General features: G+C 71.5%; 18 protein-coding genes. 7 read left to right on the forward strand and 11 right to left on the reverse strand.

Annotated elements, in window-relative coordinates; all coding sequences use genetic code 11:
- The first annotated feature begins 31 nt into the window (after nucleotides 1–31).
- A complete protein-coding gene (locus HFP48_RS19170) occupies nucleotides 32–1249 on the forward strand; it encodes a lipase family protein (RefSeq protein WP_168579881.1) in 1218 nt (405 codons plus the stop codon).
- Nucleotides 1250–1312: 63 nt separating this feature from the next.
- Here HFP48_RS19170 and HFP48_RS19175 read toward each other — a convergent pair whose 3' ends face one another.
- Complete coding sequence (locus tag HFP48_RS19175; RefSeq protein WP_231385925.1) at nucleotides 1313–1651, reverse strand: helix-turn-helix domain-containing protein; 339 nt, start codon at nucleotides 1649–1651, stop codon at nucleotides 1313–1315.
- A gap of 140 nt (nucleotides 1652–1791) precedes the next feature.
- Here HFP48_RS19175 and HFP48_RS19180 point away from each other — a divergent pair, with 140 nt between their 5' ends.
- Nucleotides 1792–2199, forward strand: coding sequence for a RidA family protein (locus tag HFP48_RS19180; RefSeq protein ID WP_029545001.1), 408 nt, complete (start codon nucleotides 1792–1794; stop codon nucleotides 2197–2199).
- 123 nt (nucleotides 2200–2322) lie between these two features.
- Nucleotides 2323–2808, forward strand: a complete 486-nt coding sequence (locus HFP48_RS19185; RefSeq protein ID WP_029545003.1) for a hypothetical protein — start codon at nucleotides 2323–2325, stop codon at nucleotides 2806–2808.
- A gap of 137 nt (nucleotides 2809–2945) precedes the next feature.
- On the opposite strand, the gene HFP48_RS19190 is transcribed toward HFP48_RS19185, so the two are convergent.
- The 3 genes from HFP48_RS19190 to HFP48_RS19200 are packed head-to-tail and all read right to left on the reverse strand — an operon-like array spanning nucleotide 2946 to nucleotide 6245.
- Nucleotides 2946–3614, reverse strand: a complete 669-nt coding sequence (locus tag HFP48_RS19190; protein WP_006932871.1) for a response regulator transcription factor — start codon at nucleotides 3612–3614, stop codon at nucleotides 2946–2948.
- Nucleotides 3611–5050 carry a sensor histidine kinase gene (locus HFP48_RS19195; RefSeq protein WP_006932869.1) on the reverse strand — a complete coding sequence of 480 codons (1440 nt, stop codon included), beginning with the start codon at nucleotides 5048–5050 and terminating at the stop codon, nucleotides 3611–3613. The genes HFP48_RS19190 and HFP48_RS19195 overlap by 4 nt, the downstream gene beginning before the upstream one ends.
- Nucleotides 5051–5069: 19 nt before the next feature.
- Nucleotides 5070–6245 carry an iron-containing alcohol dehydrogenase gene (locus HFP48_RS19200; protein WP_006932868.1) on the reverse strand — a complete coding sequence of 392 codons (1176 nt, stop codon included), beginning with the start codon at nucleotides 6243–6245 and terminating at the stop codon, nucleotides 5070–5072.
- A gap of 324 nt (nucleotides 6246–6569) precedes the next feature.
- Between HFP48_RS19200 and HFP48_RS19205 the strand changes: the two genes are divergently transcribed.
- Complete coding sequence (locus HFP48_RS19205) at nucleotides 6570–6914, forward strand: hypothetical protein (protein ID WP_246872440.1); 345 nt, start codon at nucleotides 6570–6572, stop codon at nucleotides 6912–6914.
- Between the two features lie 12 nt (nucleotides 6915–6926).
- On the opposite strand, the gene HFP48_RS19210 is transcribed toward HFP48_RS19205, so the two are convergent.
- From HFP48_RS19210 to mdo, 4 genes are all read right to left on the reverse strand, one after another.
- A complete protein-coding gene (locus HFP48_RS19210) occupies nucleotides 6927–7520 on the reverse strand; it encodes a carboxymuconolactone decarboxylase family protein (RefSeq protein WP_006932864.1) in 594 nt (197 codons plus the stop codon).
- Nucleotides 7521–7709: 189 nt separating this feature from the next.
- A complete protein-coding gene (locus tag HFP48_RS19215; protein ID WP_029545007.1) occupies nucleotides 7710–9242 on the reverse strand; it encodes a VWA domain-containing protein in 1533 nt (510 codons plus the stop codon).
- 4 nt (nucleotides 9243–9246) lie between these two features.
- Nucleotides 9247–10317, reverse strand: a complete 1071-nt coding sequence (locus HFP48_RS19220; RefSeq protein WP_006932860.1) for a MoxR family ATPase — start codon at nucleotides 10315–10317, stop codon at nucleotides 9247–9249.
- Nucleotides 10318–10408: 91 nt separating this feature from the next.
- Nucleotides 10409–11680, reverse strand: coding sequence for an NDMA-dependent methanol dehydrogenase (gene mdo / locus HFP48_RS19225; RefSeq protein ID WP_006932857.1), 1272 nt, complete (start codon nucleotides 11678–11680; stop codon nucleotides 10409–10411).
- 317 nt (nucleotides 11681–11997) lie between these two features.
- Between mdo and HFP48_RS19230 the strand changes: the two genes are divergently transcribed.
- Nucleotides 11998–13053 (forward strand): ferredoxin--NADP reductase, encoded by a 1056-nt coding sequence (locus HFP48_RS19230; RefSeq protein ID WP_006932856.1) that lies wholly within the window; start codon nucleotides 11998–12000, stop codon nucleotides 13051–13053.
- Between the two features lie 73 nt (nucleotides 13054–13126).
- Here HFP48_RS19230 and HFP48_RS19235 read toward each other — a convergent pair whose 3' ends face one another.
- Nucleotides 13127–14374, reverse strand: coding sequence for an MFS transporter (locus tag HFP48_RS19235; RefSeq protein WP_168579882.1), 1248 nt, complete (start codon nucleotides 14372–14374; stop codon nucleotides 13127–13129).
- A 229-nt stretch (nucleotides 14375–14603) separates the two neighbouring features.
- Between HFP48_RS19235 and HFP48_RS19240 the strand changes: the two genes are divergently transcribed.
- Complete coding sequence (locus tag HFP48_RS19240) at nucleotides 14604–14969, forward strand: SPW repeat protein (RefSeq protein ID WP_065922314.1); 366 nt, start codon at nucleotides 14604–14606, stop codon at nucleotides 14967–14969.
- 139 nt (nucleotides 14970–15108) lie between these two features.
- Complete coding sequence (locus HFP48_RS19245) at nucleotides 15109–15720, forward strand: TetR/AcrR family transcriptional regulator (RefSeq protein WP_065922313.1); 612 nt, start codon at nucleotides 15109–15111, stop codon at nucleotides 15718–15720.
- 13 nt (nucleotides 15721–15733) lie between these two features.
- Here HFP48_RS19245 and HFP48_RS19250 read toward each other — a convergent pair whose 3' ends face one another.
- Complete coding sequence (locus HFP48_RS19250) at nucleotides 15734–16549, reverse strand: aspartate/glutamate racemase family protein (RefSeq protein ID WP_168579883.1); 816 nt, start codon at nucleotides 16547–16549, stop codon at nucleotides 15734–15736.
- Nucleotides 16550–16580: 31 nt separating this feature from the next.
- Nucleotides 16581–17780, reverse strand: coding sequence for an FAD-dependent oxidoreductase (locus HFP48_RS19255; protein ID WP_210432766.1), 1200 nt, complete (start codon nucleotides 17778–17780; stop codon nucleotides 16581–16583).
- Nucleotides 17781–17903: the final 123 nt, after the last annotated feature.

Here is a 17903-nt window from a genome sequence, read left to right on the forward strand (position 1 = left end):
ACCGGTCGGTGCGCTGGAAAGGTGGGGGGACGTGGCCGGACGGCTCGGTCGGGGAATCCGCAATGCGGTGGCGGGCGCGGTGGCGGCGTGCGCCGCGGTCGCCGGTGCCGGAACCGCCGTGGCCACACCCGTCTACCCGGCGCCACCGGCCGACCCGTTCTACCGCGCGGCCGCCGACATCGCCGTCGCCTCCGCCGGCGATGCGCTCGAGGTGCGGCGCGTGCCCGCGCCGCCGGGCATCGTCGACGTCGAGGCGTGGCAGGTGCGTTTCCGGTCGACGGATTCGGCCGGTCACCCGATCCCCGCGGTGACGACGGTCCTCGCCCCCGTCGGCAAGGCCCCGGACGGCCCGCTGCTGTCGTTCCAGCACGTCATCAACGCCCTCGGCACGCACTGCGCACCGTCGCAGACGCTGTGGGCGAGCGACCCGAACCTCGCCGTCCGGGAAGCCCCCGCCCTCAACCTCGTTCTCCGGCGGGGCTGGACGGTCGCGATCCCGGACCATCTCGGGCCGAACAGCGCCTACGGCGCGGCGCGCCTCGGCGGGCAGATCACCCTCGACGGCATCCGCGCCGTGCAGCGGGTCCCCGAACTCCAGCTCGCCCACAGCCCTGTCGCGCTGGCCGGCTACTCCGGCGGTGGGATGGCCACCGGGTGGGCCGCGGCGCTGGCCCCGACCTACGCCCCCGAGCTGAACCTGGTGGGTGCGGCGATGGGCGGCGTGCCGATGAACATCCGCAAGATGGCCGACGCTCTCGGCGAGATCCCGCACCCCGCCTTCGGTCTCGCGTTCGCCGCCGCGCTGGGTCTGGAACGGGAATATCCGGAACGGATGCGGATCAGCGCCGACCTGACCCCGGCGGGCGTGGAGATGCGTGACGCGCTGGCCAATGCCTGCACCAACGACATCCTCGCGCGCGGCGCGGGGGGCAGCCTGCGGCAGGTGAGCACCAACGCCCGCCTGGCCGACGACGCCGACGCGGTCGCCGTCGCGGAGGAGAACAGCCTCGAGCTGTATCCGGGCGTGCCGACCGTGCCGGTGTTCGAATGGCACAGCCCCACCGACGCACTCATCCCGGTGGGCGCCATCGACGCCACGCTCGACCGCTACTGCGCCGCGGGTGCGCCGGTACGCCGTGTCGAGACACCGAGCCCCGACCACATGTCGGCGGCGGTGCTCGGCCTGCCGGACGCGTTCGAGTTCCTCGGCGAGCGGTTCGACGGGGTGGCCGTCACCGGGACCTGCTGAACTACGCACCGGGCTTCCCACCCCCCGCCCGACGCAACGGTCGGGGCCACCCCCGCGGGCGGGTCAGGCGTCGAAGCGCCGGCGGGATTCTTCGATGTCGCGGAGGTATCGCTGCGTCCAGTCGCACATTCCGTCGACCGTCGCACGGAGCGCCCTACCCGGCTCGGTGAGGCAGTACTCGACCCGCGGCGGCACCGTGGGATACACCGTCCGCTCGACCAGGCCGTTGCGCTCCATCATGCGCAGGTTCTGGGTGAGCATCTTGTGGCTGATGCCGTCGATGCCCTTGCGCAACTCGCTGAAGCGCAGGGTGCCGTCACCGATCGTTTCGATGATCAACAGCGCCCACTTGTTGGCGACGTCGGAGAAGATCTCCCGCGCCAGCGAGTCTGCTCGCGTCAAGTCCGCATCTTCTGGCAGGCCGCTGAGCTGCTTGGTCACCATCGAGTTCCCCAGTCACTGAAAAGTGCGTTCTTCCACGTCAGGGAACACTCTCCTACGGTTACCGAGTAACCACAAGTGACCGAGAGAAAGTGGGCAGCATGTCCATCACCCTGGTGAACCCGAACGAACTGCCGAAGATCGACGCCTACCGCCAGGTATCCGTCGCCACCGGCTCGAAGCTGGTCTTCGTCGCCGGGCAGGTCGCCTGGGACGCCGACGGCAACACGATCGGCGCAGGCGACCTCGCCACCCAGGTCGAGCAGAGCTACCTCAACGTCGGAGCCGCCCTGGCCGCGGTCGGTGCCACCTTCGCCGACGTGACGAAGCTGACCGTCTACGTCGTCGACTGGACTCCGGACAAGATGAGTGGGTTCGTCGACGGCGTCGCCCGGGCAGCCGCGAAGCTGGGCGTCACCCCCGTAGCGCCGGGCACGCTGATCGGTGTCGCAGCACTGTCCTCTCCCGAGCACCTGGTCGAGGTCGAAGCCACCGCAGTCCTCGACTGAACCGAGTCACCGCACCCGGCGTGTCTGCCGTCAACCACGACGGAACCCGCGAAAACCAAGCCGATCGGTCGCTTTTGCGGCAGGATCACCCCGGACACCGCACATCCGACAAAAAGGACACAGATGCGACCGATTGCCCGCGCCGCGCTCATAGCGGTGGCGTCCGTCCCCTCGGCCCTGGCAGCCCCCGCCCTCGCGTCGGCGGCCAGCGCCACCGACGTCAGCTTCGCCTTCACCGTCAGCGGCTCGACCGTGACCAACACGATCACCAACAACTCGGGCACTCCCCTGGACTGCATGACCGGGCTCGCCCCGGCTCCCGGCGGGGTACTGCCACCGGTCGCCGAGGTCATCCGGAACGGTCAGGCCCTGGGTACCTCGGGCCAGGTGCAGCCGGGCGTGACCACCCAGACCGTGACCGAGATTCCCGACGGCTCGTACGTCGTGCTCGCCTCGTGCTCGACGGACGACCTGGCAACCATGTGGGTCTCCGACTATCCCGGGATCGCAGAGCACCTGGCACCCCTGCCCGTCACTGCCTACATCGTCCAGGAGGCCTCGCCCGTCGTCACCGTTCCCAACACCCCGCCGATCTTCGGCAGCAGCTGACCACTCGCCCCACTCGCCCCGACCCGCGGCCTGCACCGATCACCGGTGCAGGCCGCGGACTCGTCCGGCCGGGCACCGCACGCTGCGTCCACGCCCGCCCGCGCTGCCCGTGCGCCGGCACGCCCGGAAGGGACCGGTCAGATGAGCCCGCGCTTGCTGGCGGCGTACACGGCCTCGGCGCGACGGCTCACCCCGAGCTTGCGCATGATGTTGCTCACGTGGAACTTCACGGTGGTGCCCGAAATGAAAAGGCGCTCACCGATCTTCGAGTTCGACAGGCCCGCGGCCAGCAGACGCAGCACCTCGAGCTCGCGATCGGTGAGCTGTTCCTGCGGCGTGGTCTGCCCGTTGAGGGACCGCACCACCGCCGCGGCACTGCGCGAGTCGAAGGCGCTCTCGCCGCGCGACACCGCGCGGATGGCGCGCACGAGTTCGGTGGTGTCGACGTCCTTGACGACGTAGCCGCGCGCCCCGGCGTGCACGGCCCGCACGACCAGCTGCTCATCGAGGAACGTGGTGAGCACCAGCAACCCGAGGCCGGGGCGGGCCGCCGACAGCTGCCCGCACAACGCCAGCCCCTCGTAGTCGGAGCCGGCCGAGAGCTTCAGGTCCATCAGCACGATGTCGGGCCGGACCCGGTCCACCAGCGCGACCGCCTCGGCCTCGTGCGACGCCTCGCCCACCACCGCCAGGTCCGGCTCCCGTTCGAGAATCGAGCGCAGCCCCTGGCGCAGGATCGCGTGGTCGTCGACGAGAACGATGCGGACCGTGCGGTTCACCGTCCCGGGAGGGGTTGCCACGTTCATCGCTGTGCTCCTGTCCGCGCCGCGTGTGCCGACGCCGCACTGTTCCCGTTGTTTCCGGTCGCCTCGTCGGCGCCCCGCTCCGCATCGACGGCCGGTTCGGGCACCGGGATGCGCACCGCCACCCGTACCCCGCCGAGGCGGGCGCGGCGCACCTCGAGAGTGCCGCCGAGCTCGTGTGCGCGGGCCTGCATGTTGGCCAGACCGCGATGCCGGCCGTCCCAGTCGTTGTCCGCGGCCAGGCGCAGCATCAGCCGCATCCGGGCCGGGTCCCCGTTGCCGTCGTCGGCGACCGCCAACAGCACCGAGTCGGGCCGGTAGGTCAGCCGCAGCACCACGCGCCGGGCGTTGGCGTGCACCGCGGCGTTGAACAGCGCCTCCCCCGCAATGCGCAGCAGCGAGTGTTCGGCCTCGCCCGGCAGTTCGACCGGCGTGCCGCCCACCCGGACCGTGATGTCGAGTTCGCCCGGCGTGTGCGCGACGCAGAGCTGCTCGAGCATCTCGGGCAGCGACGTGCGATCCGAGTCGGACGGGTGGTTGAGCGCGTAGATCGCCGACCGCAGCTGCTCGACCGCGCGGCGCGTGAGCTCCTTCGCCAGGTCGAGGCGCTCGCCGCGCTCGGTGTCGGGAATGTCGCTGCGGCACACCTCGATCTGCATGCCGGCGGACAGCACGGCCTGGGTGACGCTGTCGTGCAGCTCCCGCGCGATGCGGTGGCGTTCCTCGTCGAGCGCCTGGTGCCGGTGGGCGGCGCCCAGCTGCCGTTGGGTCAGCTCCAACTGCCGGAGCGTGGCCTCGAGTTCGGCGTTACGGGCCTGCAGGTCCGCCGCCGCCCGGTTCGCCTCCTGGTAGGCCTGCTCCGCGCGCTCGAGCAACAACTGGCCCCGCTGATAGAGCGCGGAATTCTGCAGCGCCACCGCGGTCTGGCTGGCGAGGATCGACAGCACGGCGTGATCGGTGCCGTCGAGCGTGCGGTGCTCCGGGGTCCACGCGGCGATCGCGCCGGCCACTCCGCCGCCGAGGACGATGGGCACGAACGCGTGATGGGTGTCGACGGCCGCGTCCCGGCCGATCGACCCCGACCGGATGTCCTCGAGGCAGCGCACGACGTCGTCCGGCAGGGGCGGACCTTCGACGTTGTCGACGAGGAACGGGGTGGCGTCGGGGCCGAGGACCAGGCGGCGCGGCCCCGCGTCGGGCAGGGTGCCGTCGGTGAGGGCGAAGACCACCCATCGGGCGCTCAGGTGGGCGCGTGCCGCCTCCGCCACGGCGCAGATCAGGGTCTCGGGGCCCTCGACGGTGCGCACCAGGGCACGCGAGATCAGCTCGAGCGCATGCACGACCCGCTCGAGGCGTTCGGCAGCCCCGCGGTACTGGGGATAGAACGTGGGCTTGCCGGAGCGCAGGCCGGTCAGCCGGGACAGGTCGGGCGCGGTCACCGGGCACCGCCCGCCCCGGTCACAGCGCCGCCCGGAACAGCGCCACCATCTGCTCGTGGGTGGCCTCGCGCGGGTTGGTGGACATGCACGCGTCGCGCAGCGCGCCGGCGGCCAGGCGTTCGAGGTCGGTCGCCTGCACCCCGAGTTCCCGCAGCCCCCGCGGCACCCCGACCTCCCGGGCGAGCCGTTCGACCCGGTCCGCGACGGCGAGTGCCGCTTCGACGGCCGGGCCGCGGTGCTCCTCGAGTCCGAGAGCGGCGGCGATCGCGACGAACGGCTCGGGATCGGACGCGGCGTTGAACCGGATGACGTGCGGGAGCAGCACCCCGTTGATGACGCCGTGCGGCAGGTCGAGCAGGCCCCCGACCTGGTGGCTCATCGCGTGCGCGGCGCCGAGGATCGCGTTGGTGAAGGCCAGGCCGGCCTCGAGGCTGGCCTGCGCCATGATCGACCGGGCCGCCATCTCCTGCGGGTCCTCGATCGTGCGTACCAGCGTGTCGGTGACGAGCCCGACGGCACGCAGGGCGTGGTGGTCGGTGAGCGGGTTGTGGGCGCGGGAGACGAAGGCCTCCACGCCGTGGGTCAGGGCGTCCAGCCCGGTGGCGGCGTTCAGGTCGTCCGGCATGGTCGTGAGCAGCCGTGGGTCGATCACGGTCAGGTCCGGGACCAGCGAACGACCGATGATGGTGATCTTGGTGCCGCGGACGGTGTCGGTGACGACGCAGAACTGGGAGACATCGGCGCCCGTGCCCGAGGTCGACGGCACCACCACCATCGGCGGGATCGGGGCCGCCGCCCGGTCCACGCCCTCGTAGTCGAGGATGCTGCCGCCGTTGGCGGCGAGCACCGCGATGCCCTTGGCGGCGTCGATCACCGAGCCGCCGCCGAGCGCGACGAGCACGTCGCAACCGTGGGCCCGGTAGGTCTCGTGCCCGGCCGTGACCTCGTGGTCCTTGGGATTGGGGGTGAGGTCACCCCACACGATCGGGGTGAGTCCCTGCTCGACGAGGTGGCCGCGAAGCTCGTCGGCCCAGCCGGCCTCGATCAGGCCCGGGTCGGTGACCAGCAGGGGCCGGACCGCGCCGAGCCGCACCGCCGCGTGCGCCGCCTCGACCAGTGAACCGATCCCGAACACGATTTCCGGGGCGTGGAACTTGGCCAGCGTCGTCGCGGTGTGCTCCGATGCGACGGCCACTACGCACTCCTGACGATCCCGATTGCTGTGATCCAGCTTACGTGGCTTCGAGCCTAGCCCCTCCACGACGGGGCGGCACCGGGCCGAACGGCAGGTGCGGTACCTGCCCGATCGGGTAGGTACGCCCGAGTGCCCGGGAGCCTCCGGGCGCCGGCCGCGGGGTGAATACGAAGTGAATGCCACCACCGCGTACCACGCCGGAACGGGACATATAGGATGCACGTCGCAGGGGTGGACCGGATACGCAGGAAACGGGCTGCGCACCGGCGGAAACAACCCTGGGAGAGCATCATCGACGGCCGATGGATCGTGTGGTGGCACGAGGTGGACGGCGTCACATGGCACGTCCACGACACCGAGAACGCGGCGCTCGACTCGGCGTACCGGGCGCTCCACTCCGATCGGCGGGTCGGGGATCCGGTCATCGAACGCCCCAACCGCACCCTGGTGCTGGGCAGTGAGTTCGCCGCGTACGTCAGGGCGCGGGAGGACGCGGAGGGCCGCCTGGCGATCCGCGGCACCCACCGGGTCGAGATCCGGTACCCGCTCGGCGTGGACCCGTGGATCTCGCAGGGATGGACGTCGGAGCGGCTCGCACGGGCGAACTACGACGAGGCCCTCGAGCACTTCCGCCCCGACCGGGTCCGGCTCACGAAGCGCGACCACTGATCCCCCGCCGGCCTACCTGGCGAACTCCACGATCGGCGCGCGGCGCACGCCGGAGATCGAGGCGTGCACGACGGACATCGGCAGGAACGCAAGGACGATCAGCAACATGACGACCTCGTACGCCACGCTGCTGCGCGGATCCGGATTGCCCTTCAACCGGCCGCGGAGCGCGGTCCATGCGATTCCATGGGCGTTGCCGACCATGATCGCCCGCACCGCCCCGAGTATCCCCTCGGCGGCGGACTTCCCGTAGACATCCACGAGACGGTGCCACGACTCGGGCGTGGGGTTGCCCCGGGTGTCGGCATAGTGCTGGGCGAACAGGACCGCGGCGACCTCGGAGTCGGGAACGTCGTCGAGGACCCCCGACAGGATGTTCCGGATCTCGGCGCTGCTCATTCCGGCCTCGAGGGCCATCTTCGTGTGGGCGTAGGAGCAGGCGCCGCAGCCGTTCACCTCGGTCACCGCCAGCATGATCCGTTCGACGAACTCGGGGCTCAGCTCGGCGCGCTTCCTGGCACCGATCAGGTGCTTCATCGATCGAACGCCCCGGTAGAAGATCCAGTAGGCCTCACGGATCGAATAGTGCTTCTTCGCGAACTGCATCGTCGTCTTCCTCAACTGTGCCCGGGATTCCGATGTGCCGGAGCACTCTCCCGTAAGCCGGCCGGTCCGCCGGCGGTGGCGTGGGCGGACGGCGCACACACACCCCGGGGGGTATTTACCGGTCCATGGTAACCATCGGCCGTTCCCCCGCCGGAGCGGGGCCGGAGGCGGCCGGCACGGGGCGCGCACTCAACGCAGTGCGTGCCCGAGCTCCGCCGCGCGGGAGAGCAACTGGGCGGCGTCCCGGGCGACGACGACGCGATCGCATTCCGGCGCGTACTCGGGCATCGCGCACGTTGCCTGGGCCCAGTAGCGCTGCGGTTCCGGGGTGACCCAGGCGAGCCGGTGAACGCGACGGCGCAGGTCCGCGAGACGGTCGGCGCGGGAGGGCAGGCCGTTGCAGCGGCCGTCGCCGACGACGAGCACGCTGGTGCGCGAGTCGACGATCCCGGCGTGCTCGGTGAGCAGCTCGTCGAGGACCCGGCCGTAGTCGCTGCTCGCCTCGAGGTCGAGGCCGGGGTGCGCCAGGACCGCGGCGAGGGCGCCGTCACCGGTGCTCGCCAGCAGCTCCCGCGTCACGTCGACGGGCCGGTCGACGAAGGCCAAAACCCGGCAGCGGTGGGCCCGGCCGTGCATGGCCTGGGCCAGGCGCAGCGTGAACGCGGTGATCGGGCGCACCGACAGGGACACGTCGGCCAGGATCAGCAGCCGGACCCGGTCCGGACGCGGGGCGCGGACGATCAGGTGGAACGGTACGCCGTCGGTGCGCATCCCGGCGCGGGCCGTGCGGCGCATGTCGAGGCGGCCGCGGCTGAACTCGCGCGGCACCGGCCGGGCCGGTCCGCGCATCCGCCGCAGCACCTCGTGGCACGCCAGCTCGATCTCGGCTCGGGACGCGACGTCACCGGCGGTGTCGGGGGCGTCGGGTTCGCCGTCCGGCAGCGGGCCGCCGAGTCCGGCCTGGGACAGTGCCGCGACGAACGCCTCGACGGCCTCGACGAGCCGGTTCAGCTGCGCCGCGGTGAGCGGTTCGTCGGCCTCGTCGTCGCCGTAGGCACGACGCGGATCGTAGGCGTCGAGCCACGCGAGGATGGATTCCGGATCGTCCCAGGACAGCGAGCCGACCACGGCGGCCCCGGGATTCGCGGCCAGCTCGCCGACGGCGGCGGCGCCGGCCCGATCCACGTCGACGGTGTAGGTGACCCCGCGCCGCCCCGAGTCGGCTCCGGTGTCCACGGACAGGGCGGCGTCCGACGACGTCATGGAGACATCGTCGTCGTCCTTGTGCGGATTGAAACCCTTGTCCGCCTCGGGGGTGTCGAAGTGGTCGCCGACCTCCGCGGCACGATCGTTGTATTCGGCGTAGCGGGCGATCTCCGGATCGTCGTCGAGTTCGAGCGCGGTGGGCAGGGCCTCGGCGAACTGCGCCCGGGGCGTGGACTTCTCGCCCGCGGCCCCGGCCGCATCCGTCGCCGCGAACAGCGCGTCGAAGGCCCGGTCGAAGCCGGGCTGCTCGTGCGGGTACTTCGCGCACACCGCACGCAGGCAGGCCCGCAGGACGTCGCGGTCGCGGGCCCCGACCAGGCCGAGCACGCGGCGCACCTCGATGGTCTCGGCGGGCGAGGCCGACACCCCGTGCCGGCGCAGCAGGCGCCCGAACACGGCGGCGACCACGTCGAGGGGATACGAGGTGCGCATCGTCGCCAGCGGCGTCACGGGCATCGCGTCACCGCCGCGCGCCGATGCCGACGCCGCCGCGGCCGCCGCCACCGCCGCGCCCCCGGAACACCGCGGTGGTCGTGTTGGCCGGCCGGGACGCGACGGTGGCCCGCTCGGGCCGCTCCCCCGCCGGTTCGGCCGGGGCCGGGGCGGCCTCGGCCGGACTCCCGTCGAGACGTGCGCGGACCAGGTCGGCGTCGCCGGTGTACTTGAGGAGCGTCGCGAGCAGGATGTCGCGGATCTGCCGGAGGGAGGTGTGGTCGCCGCCGCCTCGCCGCAGGACGGTCGCGGCGCGCGCGGCGTCGATCACCTCCGAGATGGACGGGCTCTTGCGCAACGGCAGGTCCCGGAGGGTGCGGGCCAGGTCCACCACCTCGGCGGCAGTCACCGTGTCGACCTCGGGGGCCCGGGCGGTGACGATCTCGCGCTCACGTTCGGGGGTGGGATAACCGACGTGGTAGTGCAGGCAGCGGCGCTTGAGGGCGGGCGAGAGTTCGCGGGTGTCGTTGGAGGTCAGGATCACCCACGGCGAGGACCGGGCTGTGAAGGTGCCCACCTCGGGAATGGTGACCTGCCCCTCGGCGAGGACCTCGAGCAACAGCGCCTCCATGGACTCCTCGGTGCGGTCCACCTCGTCGACGAGGAGCACCACCGGTTCCGGGGAGAGGATCGCCTCGAGCAGGGGGCGCACGGCGAGGAACTTCTCGGAGTACAGGCCGAAGTCCTGCGCGGCGAGGAACCGGGACGCCTCGGCGACGTCGGGGTACGCGGCGAGCTGCTCGCCGATGCGGTCGCGCAGCATCTGCACGTGCAGCAGCTGCTTGGCGTAGTCCCACTCGTACAGCGCGCGGCTGTCGTCGAGGCCCTCGTAGCACTGCAACCGCACCAGCCTGCGCCCGCCGGCGGCGGCGAGCGCCTTGGCCAGCTCGGTCTTGCCGACGCCGGCCGGGCCCTCGAGCAGCAGGGGCCGCTGGAGCGCGGTGGCGAGGTGGACGACGACCGCGAACTCGTCGTCGGCGATGTAGTCGTGGCGGCGCAGCGCGTCGGCGAGTTCCGGTCCGCTGGCGAAGCTGGTCATCGGTGCTCCTGTGTCGTCGGCACTCGAGGGAGGTGGGTGTGCCCGGGGCGGGTCGCCCCGCCCCGGGCACGGGATCGGTCGAGCAGGTGGGTCAGTAGGACCGGTTGATGCAGTGGTCGACGACCGGGATCATCGACTCGACCGTCACCTCACGCGGGTTGCCCGGGGTGCACCAGTCGCCCTGGATGTGCTCGGAGATGGCCCGCACGGTCTTCTCGTCGCCCTTGATGACGTCGCCGCGGCCGGCGTACTTGCCGGTGTTCATGCGGTTCTTCTCGTACGAGTCGACGCGCACCTGACCGAAGTTGTCGGGGATCCCGACGTCCTTGGCGAGCCGGATGGCGGCCTCGACCGCGGCGTCCGCGGCCTGGACGGTGGTCATGTTGCGGGTGTCGACGCCCATCGCGGTGGCGATGCGGGCGTAGTGCTCGTAGCGCGAGGGCAGGTTGTACTCCCACACGCGCGGCAGGGCGATGGCGTTGTTGAGGCCGTGGTGGCTGTCGAAGAAGGCGGACACGGCGTGCGAGATGGAGTGCACGATGCCCAGGCCGCCCGAGTTGAAGGCCTGCGCGGCGATGTACTGGGCGTTCATCATGCCCTCGCGCGCCTTGAGGTTGCGCGGCTCGAAGGTGGCCTCGCGCAGGTGCTTGGCGACGAGTTCGATCGAGTACAGGGCGTTGCCGAGCGACGGCGCGAAGTCCAGCCGCGAGACGAACGGCTCGGAGCCGTGGGCGAGGACGTCGAAGCCGCAGTAGGCAGTGAAGTGCTGCGGGCAGGTGTAGTACAGCAGCGGGTCGTCGATCGCGAGGGTGACGATCGTGGCCTCGTCGAAGCCGACCCACTTGTGCGGGTGCTCCATGTCCGAGGTGTCGGTGATGACGTACGCCCAGGAGGTCTCCGAGCCGGTGCCGGCCGTGGTGGAGACGGCGATGTGCGGCGGGTTCTCCTTGTTGGTGGACTTGGCGAAGCCCTCGAACTCGTTGATGTTGCGGCCGTCGTGGGCGATGACCACGCGGGCGCCCTTCGCGGCGTCGTGGCTCGAGCCGCCGCCGACGGAGATGATGGAGTCGCACTTCTCCTGCTGGTAGAGGGCGGCGGCCTCCATGACGTTGTAGTCCTTGGGGTTGGACTCGACCTTGTCGTACAGGACGACCTCGACACCCTGGTACTCGATCTTGCCGATGAGCTCCTCGATGATGCCCGAGCCGCGCAGGCCGGTCGTCATCAGCAGGGTGCGCTTGAAGCCCAGGTTCTTCGCCTCGACACCGATGATGTCGTGGGCGCCGACACCCATCAGCGCCCGGGGGAAGGGGTGGAACTCCTTGATGGGAAAGTCCCAGATCTGGTTGAGTTCGATGGCCATCGCGTTTCTCCTGGTGTGTCGGCCGGAAGTGGTGGTTCGAAGGGGGCGGCCGGTGTGACCGGCGTCTCTTCCCTTCCCCACTCTCGGGCCCGATCACGCTCCCGGAAAGGGGTTCGAGCCCGAACCGTCCGGTCGCGGGACCGAAGCCGTCCGGTCGAGCGTGCGCACCTACCCGATCGGGCAGGTGCGGTTCCCGCTGATCGGGAGCCGACCGGACCCCGGTGCACCCCGTCCCGGTAGCGTCGTCTTGCTGATACCCTGAAACTAGAACGCGTTCTAGATTGCTTCGCCCGCTCCACGGAAGGACCGACCTGGCCATGACGACAGTCGAGGTGCCGCACGGCTCGCGATCCGCGATCCTGACCGTCTCCGCAGTCATCGAGGAGACGCCGGACTCGCGCTCGATCGTCTTCGACGTGCCGGCCGAGTTCCAGGACAAGTTCGCGTACAAGCCCGGACAGTTCCTGACCCTGCGCATCCCGAGCGAGCAGACCGGCTCCGTGGCCCGCTGTTACTCGCTGGCCAGCTCCCCGTACACCGACGACGCCCCCAAGGTCACGGTCAAGCGGACCGTCGACGGTTACGGGTCCAACTGGCTGTGCGACCGGATCTCCGCCGGCGACCGACTCGAGGTACTGCCGCCGTCGGGAGTGTTCACCCCGAAGTCCCTCGACCACGACTTCCTGCTGTTCGGCGCCGGCAGCGGGATCACTCCCGTCATCTCGATCCTCAAGTCGGCACTGACCCAGGGCTCGGGCACGGTCGTGCTGGTCTACGCCAACCGCGACGAGGCGTCGATCATCTTCGCGGACGAGCTGCGGGCGCTGGCGGAGAAGTACCCCACCCGGCTCACCGTCGTGCACTGGCTCGAGTCCGTGCAGGGCCTGCCGTCCGCCGACCAGCTCGCCACCCTGGTGACCCCGTACACGAGCCACGAGGCGTTCATGTGCGGACCCGGTCCGTTCATGGACGCCGTGCACCGGGCGCTGCAGGCCGCAGGCATGCCGCGCTCCCAGGTGCACGCGGAGGTGTTCAACTCCCTCGCGGGAGACCCGTTCGCCGACCACACCCCCGTCGAGGTGAGCGACGAGGAGGCGGCCGACGCCGCGACCGTGGAGGTCGAGCTCGACGGCGAGACCCACACGATCCCGTGGCCGCGCTCCCAGACCCTGGTCGACATCATGCTCGCCAAGGGCATCGACGTGCCCTACTCCTGTCAGGAGGGCGAGTGCGGCTCGTGCGCCTGCACCGTCCTCGAGGGCAAGGTCGAGATGGACAACTGCGAGATCCTCGACCCCGAGGACATCGAGGCCGGCTACGTGCTCGGCTGCCAGGCCCACCCGGTGACGGACACGGTCAAGATCGTCTTCTGAGACGGCGCAGGGGCCCTCCGTCCGGCTCGTCCGGACGGAGGGCCCCTGCGTGTACGCGCCGGCAATCCCCGCCTCAGCGGACGAGAACCGGTGCCTCCGCGAGTTGTGCGAGCGGCTGCCGCGGGCCGCGCAGCGCCACGCCCGCCCCGGCCCCGAGGGCGAGCACGATCACGGCACAGCCGTAGCCCAGCGTCGTCGCGGCCAGCCCGAACGCGCCCGTCGCCAGGCCCGCGAGCACCGCGGGCACGGAGAACGCGAGGTAGCAGACGACGAACGTGGTGGCGAACAGGCGCCCGCGCTCGTGCGGCGCCGCCAGGGCGCCGATGACGTTCATCGCGCCCAGGAACGCCGCCCCCCAGCCGAAGCCCGCGACGGCGGTACCGGCGAAGTACGCCACGGCCCAGCCACCGAGCACGGCGGTCACGACGACGCCGACGCCGGTGGCGAGGATCGCGGTCCCCGCGACGACGACGCGCCGCGGGTCGGAGCCGCGCAGCACCGTCGCGGCAACCGAACCGGAGGCGAAGAGCGTGAAGATCGCCAGCCCCGCGACGAGGCGGTTGCCGATACCGAAGACCGTGCCCACGATCGACGGGCCGAGGGACATGTAGAGGCCGCCGAGCGACCACGCCGACAGCAGACCGGGCAGGATCACCAGGTACGGGCCCCGCACGTCCGCCGGCACCGACGCGCTCGGCAGCAGGCTGCGCAGCGCGGCCCGGCGGGACGCGAAGCCCGGCGCGGGTGCCCGATCGGGAACGAAGACGAGCACGACGGCCAGCGCCAGCGCGATCACGACGACGAGGGCATAGACGAGGACGGTGGGAAGGGGCGCGAACTGCACGAGCAGGCCGGCCCCCGCGGCGCCGAGGGCGAGCCCGAGCGACGGCGCCACGCTGTTGACGAAGGATCCGAGGCGCGGGTTCGGTTGCAGATCGATCACGGCGGCGCTGACGGCGCCGGTCGCCGCGCCGACCGCGAGACCCTGCAGCACGCGGGCCAGCACGAGCCAGCCCACGTCGTCGGCGAGGACGAACAGGCCCATGCTCACCACGAGCAGCAGCAGCGCCCCGATCAGGACCGGCCGGCGGCCGACGTGATCGGAGATCGAGCCGATCGTCAGCAGCGTGGCGAGCAGGGCGAGCGCGTAGACGGCGAAGACGGCGGTCAGCATTCCCGCGGAGAAACCCCACTGCTGCTGGTACAGCGGATAGAGCGGGGAGGGGGCGGACGAGGACGCGGTGAGCAGAAAGCTGGCCGTGCCCACCGCCGCGAAACCGTAACGGCGTGGCAGGGTGCGGCCCGGCGTCGGCTCCGGCATCGGACCTCCTGAGAACTCGTGCGGGAAGGCCGACAGTTCGTTGGCCAAGGCAACGATCTACTGGAACACCCGCGCCGCGGAGATCATTCCCGCCTCTGTCACCGATCCGTAAAAAACCCCTCCCAACTGCACCGGAGCGTTACCGCAGTGCAATCGCCCACACCATTGACCGACCGGTCGATCAGGTCTATACCGAAGTCAGGACACAATCCGCACTAGGAGGCTCGACATGTTCTCCGACAGCCGGCTACAGGACTACGTGGCCGTGATCCTGGGCGTCTTCACCGCCCTCTCCCCGCTGTGGGTCGCCAACGACAACACGACGATGTGGACCCTGATCGTCCTCGGCGTGCTGATCGCGCTGACCGGACTGGCGCAGATCGTCCGGCCCACCATGGCCGCGATCGACTACGCGATGGGCGTCTTCGGCGTGCTGCTGTTCCTCTCCCCCTGGGTCATGGGCTTCACCGAGTACAGCGGTGCATCCTGGACGGCCTGGGTGGTGGGCGTGCTCACCGTGGTCGTCGCGGTGGCGGCACTGCCCGCGATGAACGCCCGGATGCACGGACACGGCGGACTGGCCACGCACCACTGATCACGGTGCGGAAGGCCGCGACAGCGGCCTTCCGCACGAGGAGGGCGGGAGCCGAGGCCCTCGTCCTCCGTCCACACCGTCCTCCGTCCCGCAACCCGGCGCCTTCGCACCCTTGCCGGTGCACCCGGAAGTGAGCGCCATGAGCACCCCGGGCTCGACACCGCCGCGCCGTCGCGCGCGGCGGGACAACGCCGCGCGTGTCCACATCCTCGACGCCGCCGAGACCCTCTTCGCCGCCCACGGCTTCGACGCCACCTCGACGACCGCGATCGCCGTCGCCGCGGACGTGCCCAAGGGACTGATCTTCTACTACTTCCCCACCAAGGAGTCGATCCTCGAGACGCTCGTCGCCGAGCGGCTACCGGCCGAACCGATCCAGGACGTCACCGGCCTCGTCTCCCCCGGCGACCCGGCGGCCAGCCTCGTCAACCTCGACGCCGCCCTCGACCTGCGCACCCACCACTCCTCGCTGCTCCGGGTGATCTGGCGTGAGGCGGAGACGCATCCGGGCCTGCGCACCCCGCTGCGCCGGCTGCGGACGTCCCTGCAGGAGGCCACCATGCGGGTGCTGCAGGCCAGCGTGCCCGGCCCGATACAGCCGGGCACCCTGCGCACCTGCGCGACGACGTGGGTGTCGGCGATGTTCTCCGCCGCCACGGTCGACCGGCTGTTCGGCCTCGACGGGCCTTCCCCCGACGAACTCGGCGGCATCGCGCGGCTCGTCGCCGCGGGCATGACCGGGATGGGCTGAGCAGGGCGGCGGATCAGCGCGTCTCGGCGCGGGGAGCCTCGTCGCCGGGCAGACCGGCGGTCGGGTCGCCGATGCCGTCGACGAGCTGCCGGCCCGCCGGGAAGCTGAGGGCGCCGGGGGGCAGCTCGCCCGGCCTCCCGCTGAGGAACACCTCGACCCGCCCGCTGCCCGCCCACGGCCGGCCGAGGGCGTCGATGCGGCGCAGGGTCTGGGCCGCCACCGCCTCGGCGCTGTCGAACAGGCGCACACCGGGCGGCAGGTGCGCGGCGATGATGTCGGCCACCAGCGGGTAGTGGGTACAGCCGAGGACGACGCCACCCACGTCGGGCGGGGTCCGCTGCGCCGCGGCCGCGATCGCCGCGGCCGCGGCGGTCGTGTCGCCGCGGTCGATGGCATCGGCGAGCCCGTGGCAGGCCACCCCCACCACGTCGCGGTCCCCGGCGAACCGGGCGACCAGATCGGCCTGGTAGCGGCTGGCGGTGGTCGCGGCGGTGGCCCAGATCGCCACCGATTCGCACGCCGCGGCGGCCGGCTTAATCGCCGGCACCGTTCCGATCACCGGGATCTCGTCACCGAGCGTCTCGCGCACGTGCTCGAGCGCGGTCACGGACGCCGTGTTACACGGCAGCACGACCACCTCGGCGCCCCGGGTCACGGCCCGCTCCGCGGTGCTCACGACCCGCTCGATCACCCAGTCCCCGGGCTTCGGTCCCCACGGGGCGCCGTCCGGGTCCATCGAGAGCATCAGATCCAGTTCGGGACGCAATCGGCGCAGCCATGCAGACGTCGGCAGGAGGCCGAGACCCGAGTCGATGAGCGCAACGATCACCACACGAATCTAGCGCTCGCCGTCCCGGCGGCTAGGACGTGGGCGCGAGGATCTCCGTGATCGGCGCGCCCTCGGCGATCTTGCCTCGCATTTTCATCACCGGCCCGGCCAGTCCCGCGCCGACCACACCGGTGAGACGACCGTCGCGCTCGTAGTAGGCGAGGAACTTGCGGCCGTCGTCACGCACCACGTGCACGGTGTCGTCGGCGCGGACCGCACCGAGGGCCTGGATCTTCACGTCGTACTGGTCGCTCCAGAAGTACGGCACCCGCGCAGCGTCGGCGACGGTGGACCCGAGCAGCGCACCGGCGAGCACCTTCGCCTGCTCCCCCGCGTTCGTCCAGTGCTCGAGACGCGCGCACCGACCGTCCGAGACCTCCCAGGCCGCGACGTCCCCGACCGCCCACACGTGCGGGGCCGAGGTGCGGCCCACGCCGTCGCACACCACACCGTTGTCCACCCGCACCCCCGAACCGTCGAGCCAGTCGGTGACCGGCACCGAGCCGATCCCCACCACCACCAGGTCCACGTCGAGGTCGGTGCCGTCGCTCAGGACCGCGCCGGTGACCCGCCCGTCGCCGCGCAGGGCGCGCACCCCCACGCCGGCCCGCACGTCGACACCTTCGTCGGTGTGCAACCGGGCCACCAGCGCGCCGACCCGCTCGCCGAGCACCGACGCCAGCGGCGTCGGCTGCGGCTCGACCAGCACCACGTCCATGCCCCGCGCCCGCAGGCTCGCCGCGACCTCGCAGCCGATGAACCCGGCGCCGACGATCAGCGCCCGCCCGCCCGGGACGACCGCCGCGCGCAGGGCCCGGCTGTCGTCCACGGAGCGCAGCACGTGCACCCCCGCGAGCCCGGCCGTGCCGGGTAGCCGCCTCGGCCGCAACCCGGTCGCGACGATCAACTCGTCGAACCCGAGGACCGCACCGTCGGACAGCGCGACGGTGCGGGCCGCCGCGTCCAGCGCCTGCACCCGCACACCCAGGCGCAGCTCGATGCGCTGGTCGTCGAAGAACTCCTGCGGCCGCAGGGTGGTGTCGTCGGTCCCGCCACGGACGACGTCCTTCGACAGCGGAGGCCGGTCGTAGGGCAGATGCGGCTCGTCGCCGATCAGGACGAGCTCGCCGTCGAATCCACCGTGACGCAGTTCCTCGGCGGCACGCACCCCCGCCAGCCCCGCCCCGACCACGACGATCCGCTGTGTTCCCGTCTCACCCACCCGCTCCATCCTCTCCGCCAGCAGTGACCCACGCCACCGTAATCCGTGCAACTGTTTTACCAAATACAGGGACATCCGGACAGGGCGCCGTTCATGCGAGCCGCGTGCCCCGCACCCAGGGCGGCCTGGAGT

The organism is Rhodococcus sp. DMU1 (genome assembly GCF_012272955.1).
GTDB lineage: Bacteria > Actinomycetota > Actinomycetes > Mycobacteriales > Mycobacteriaceae > Rhodococcus > Rhodococcus aetherivorans.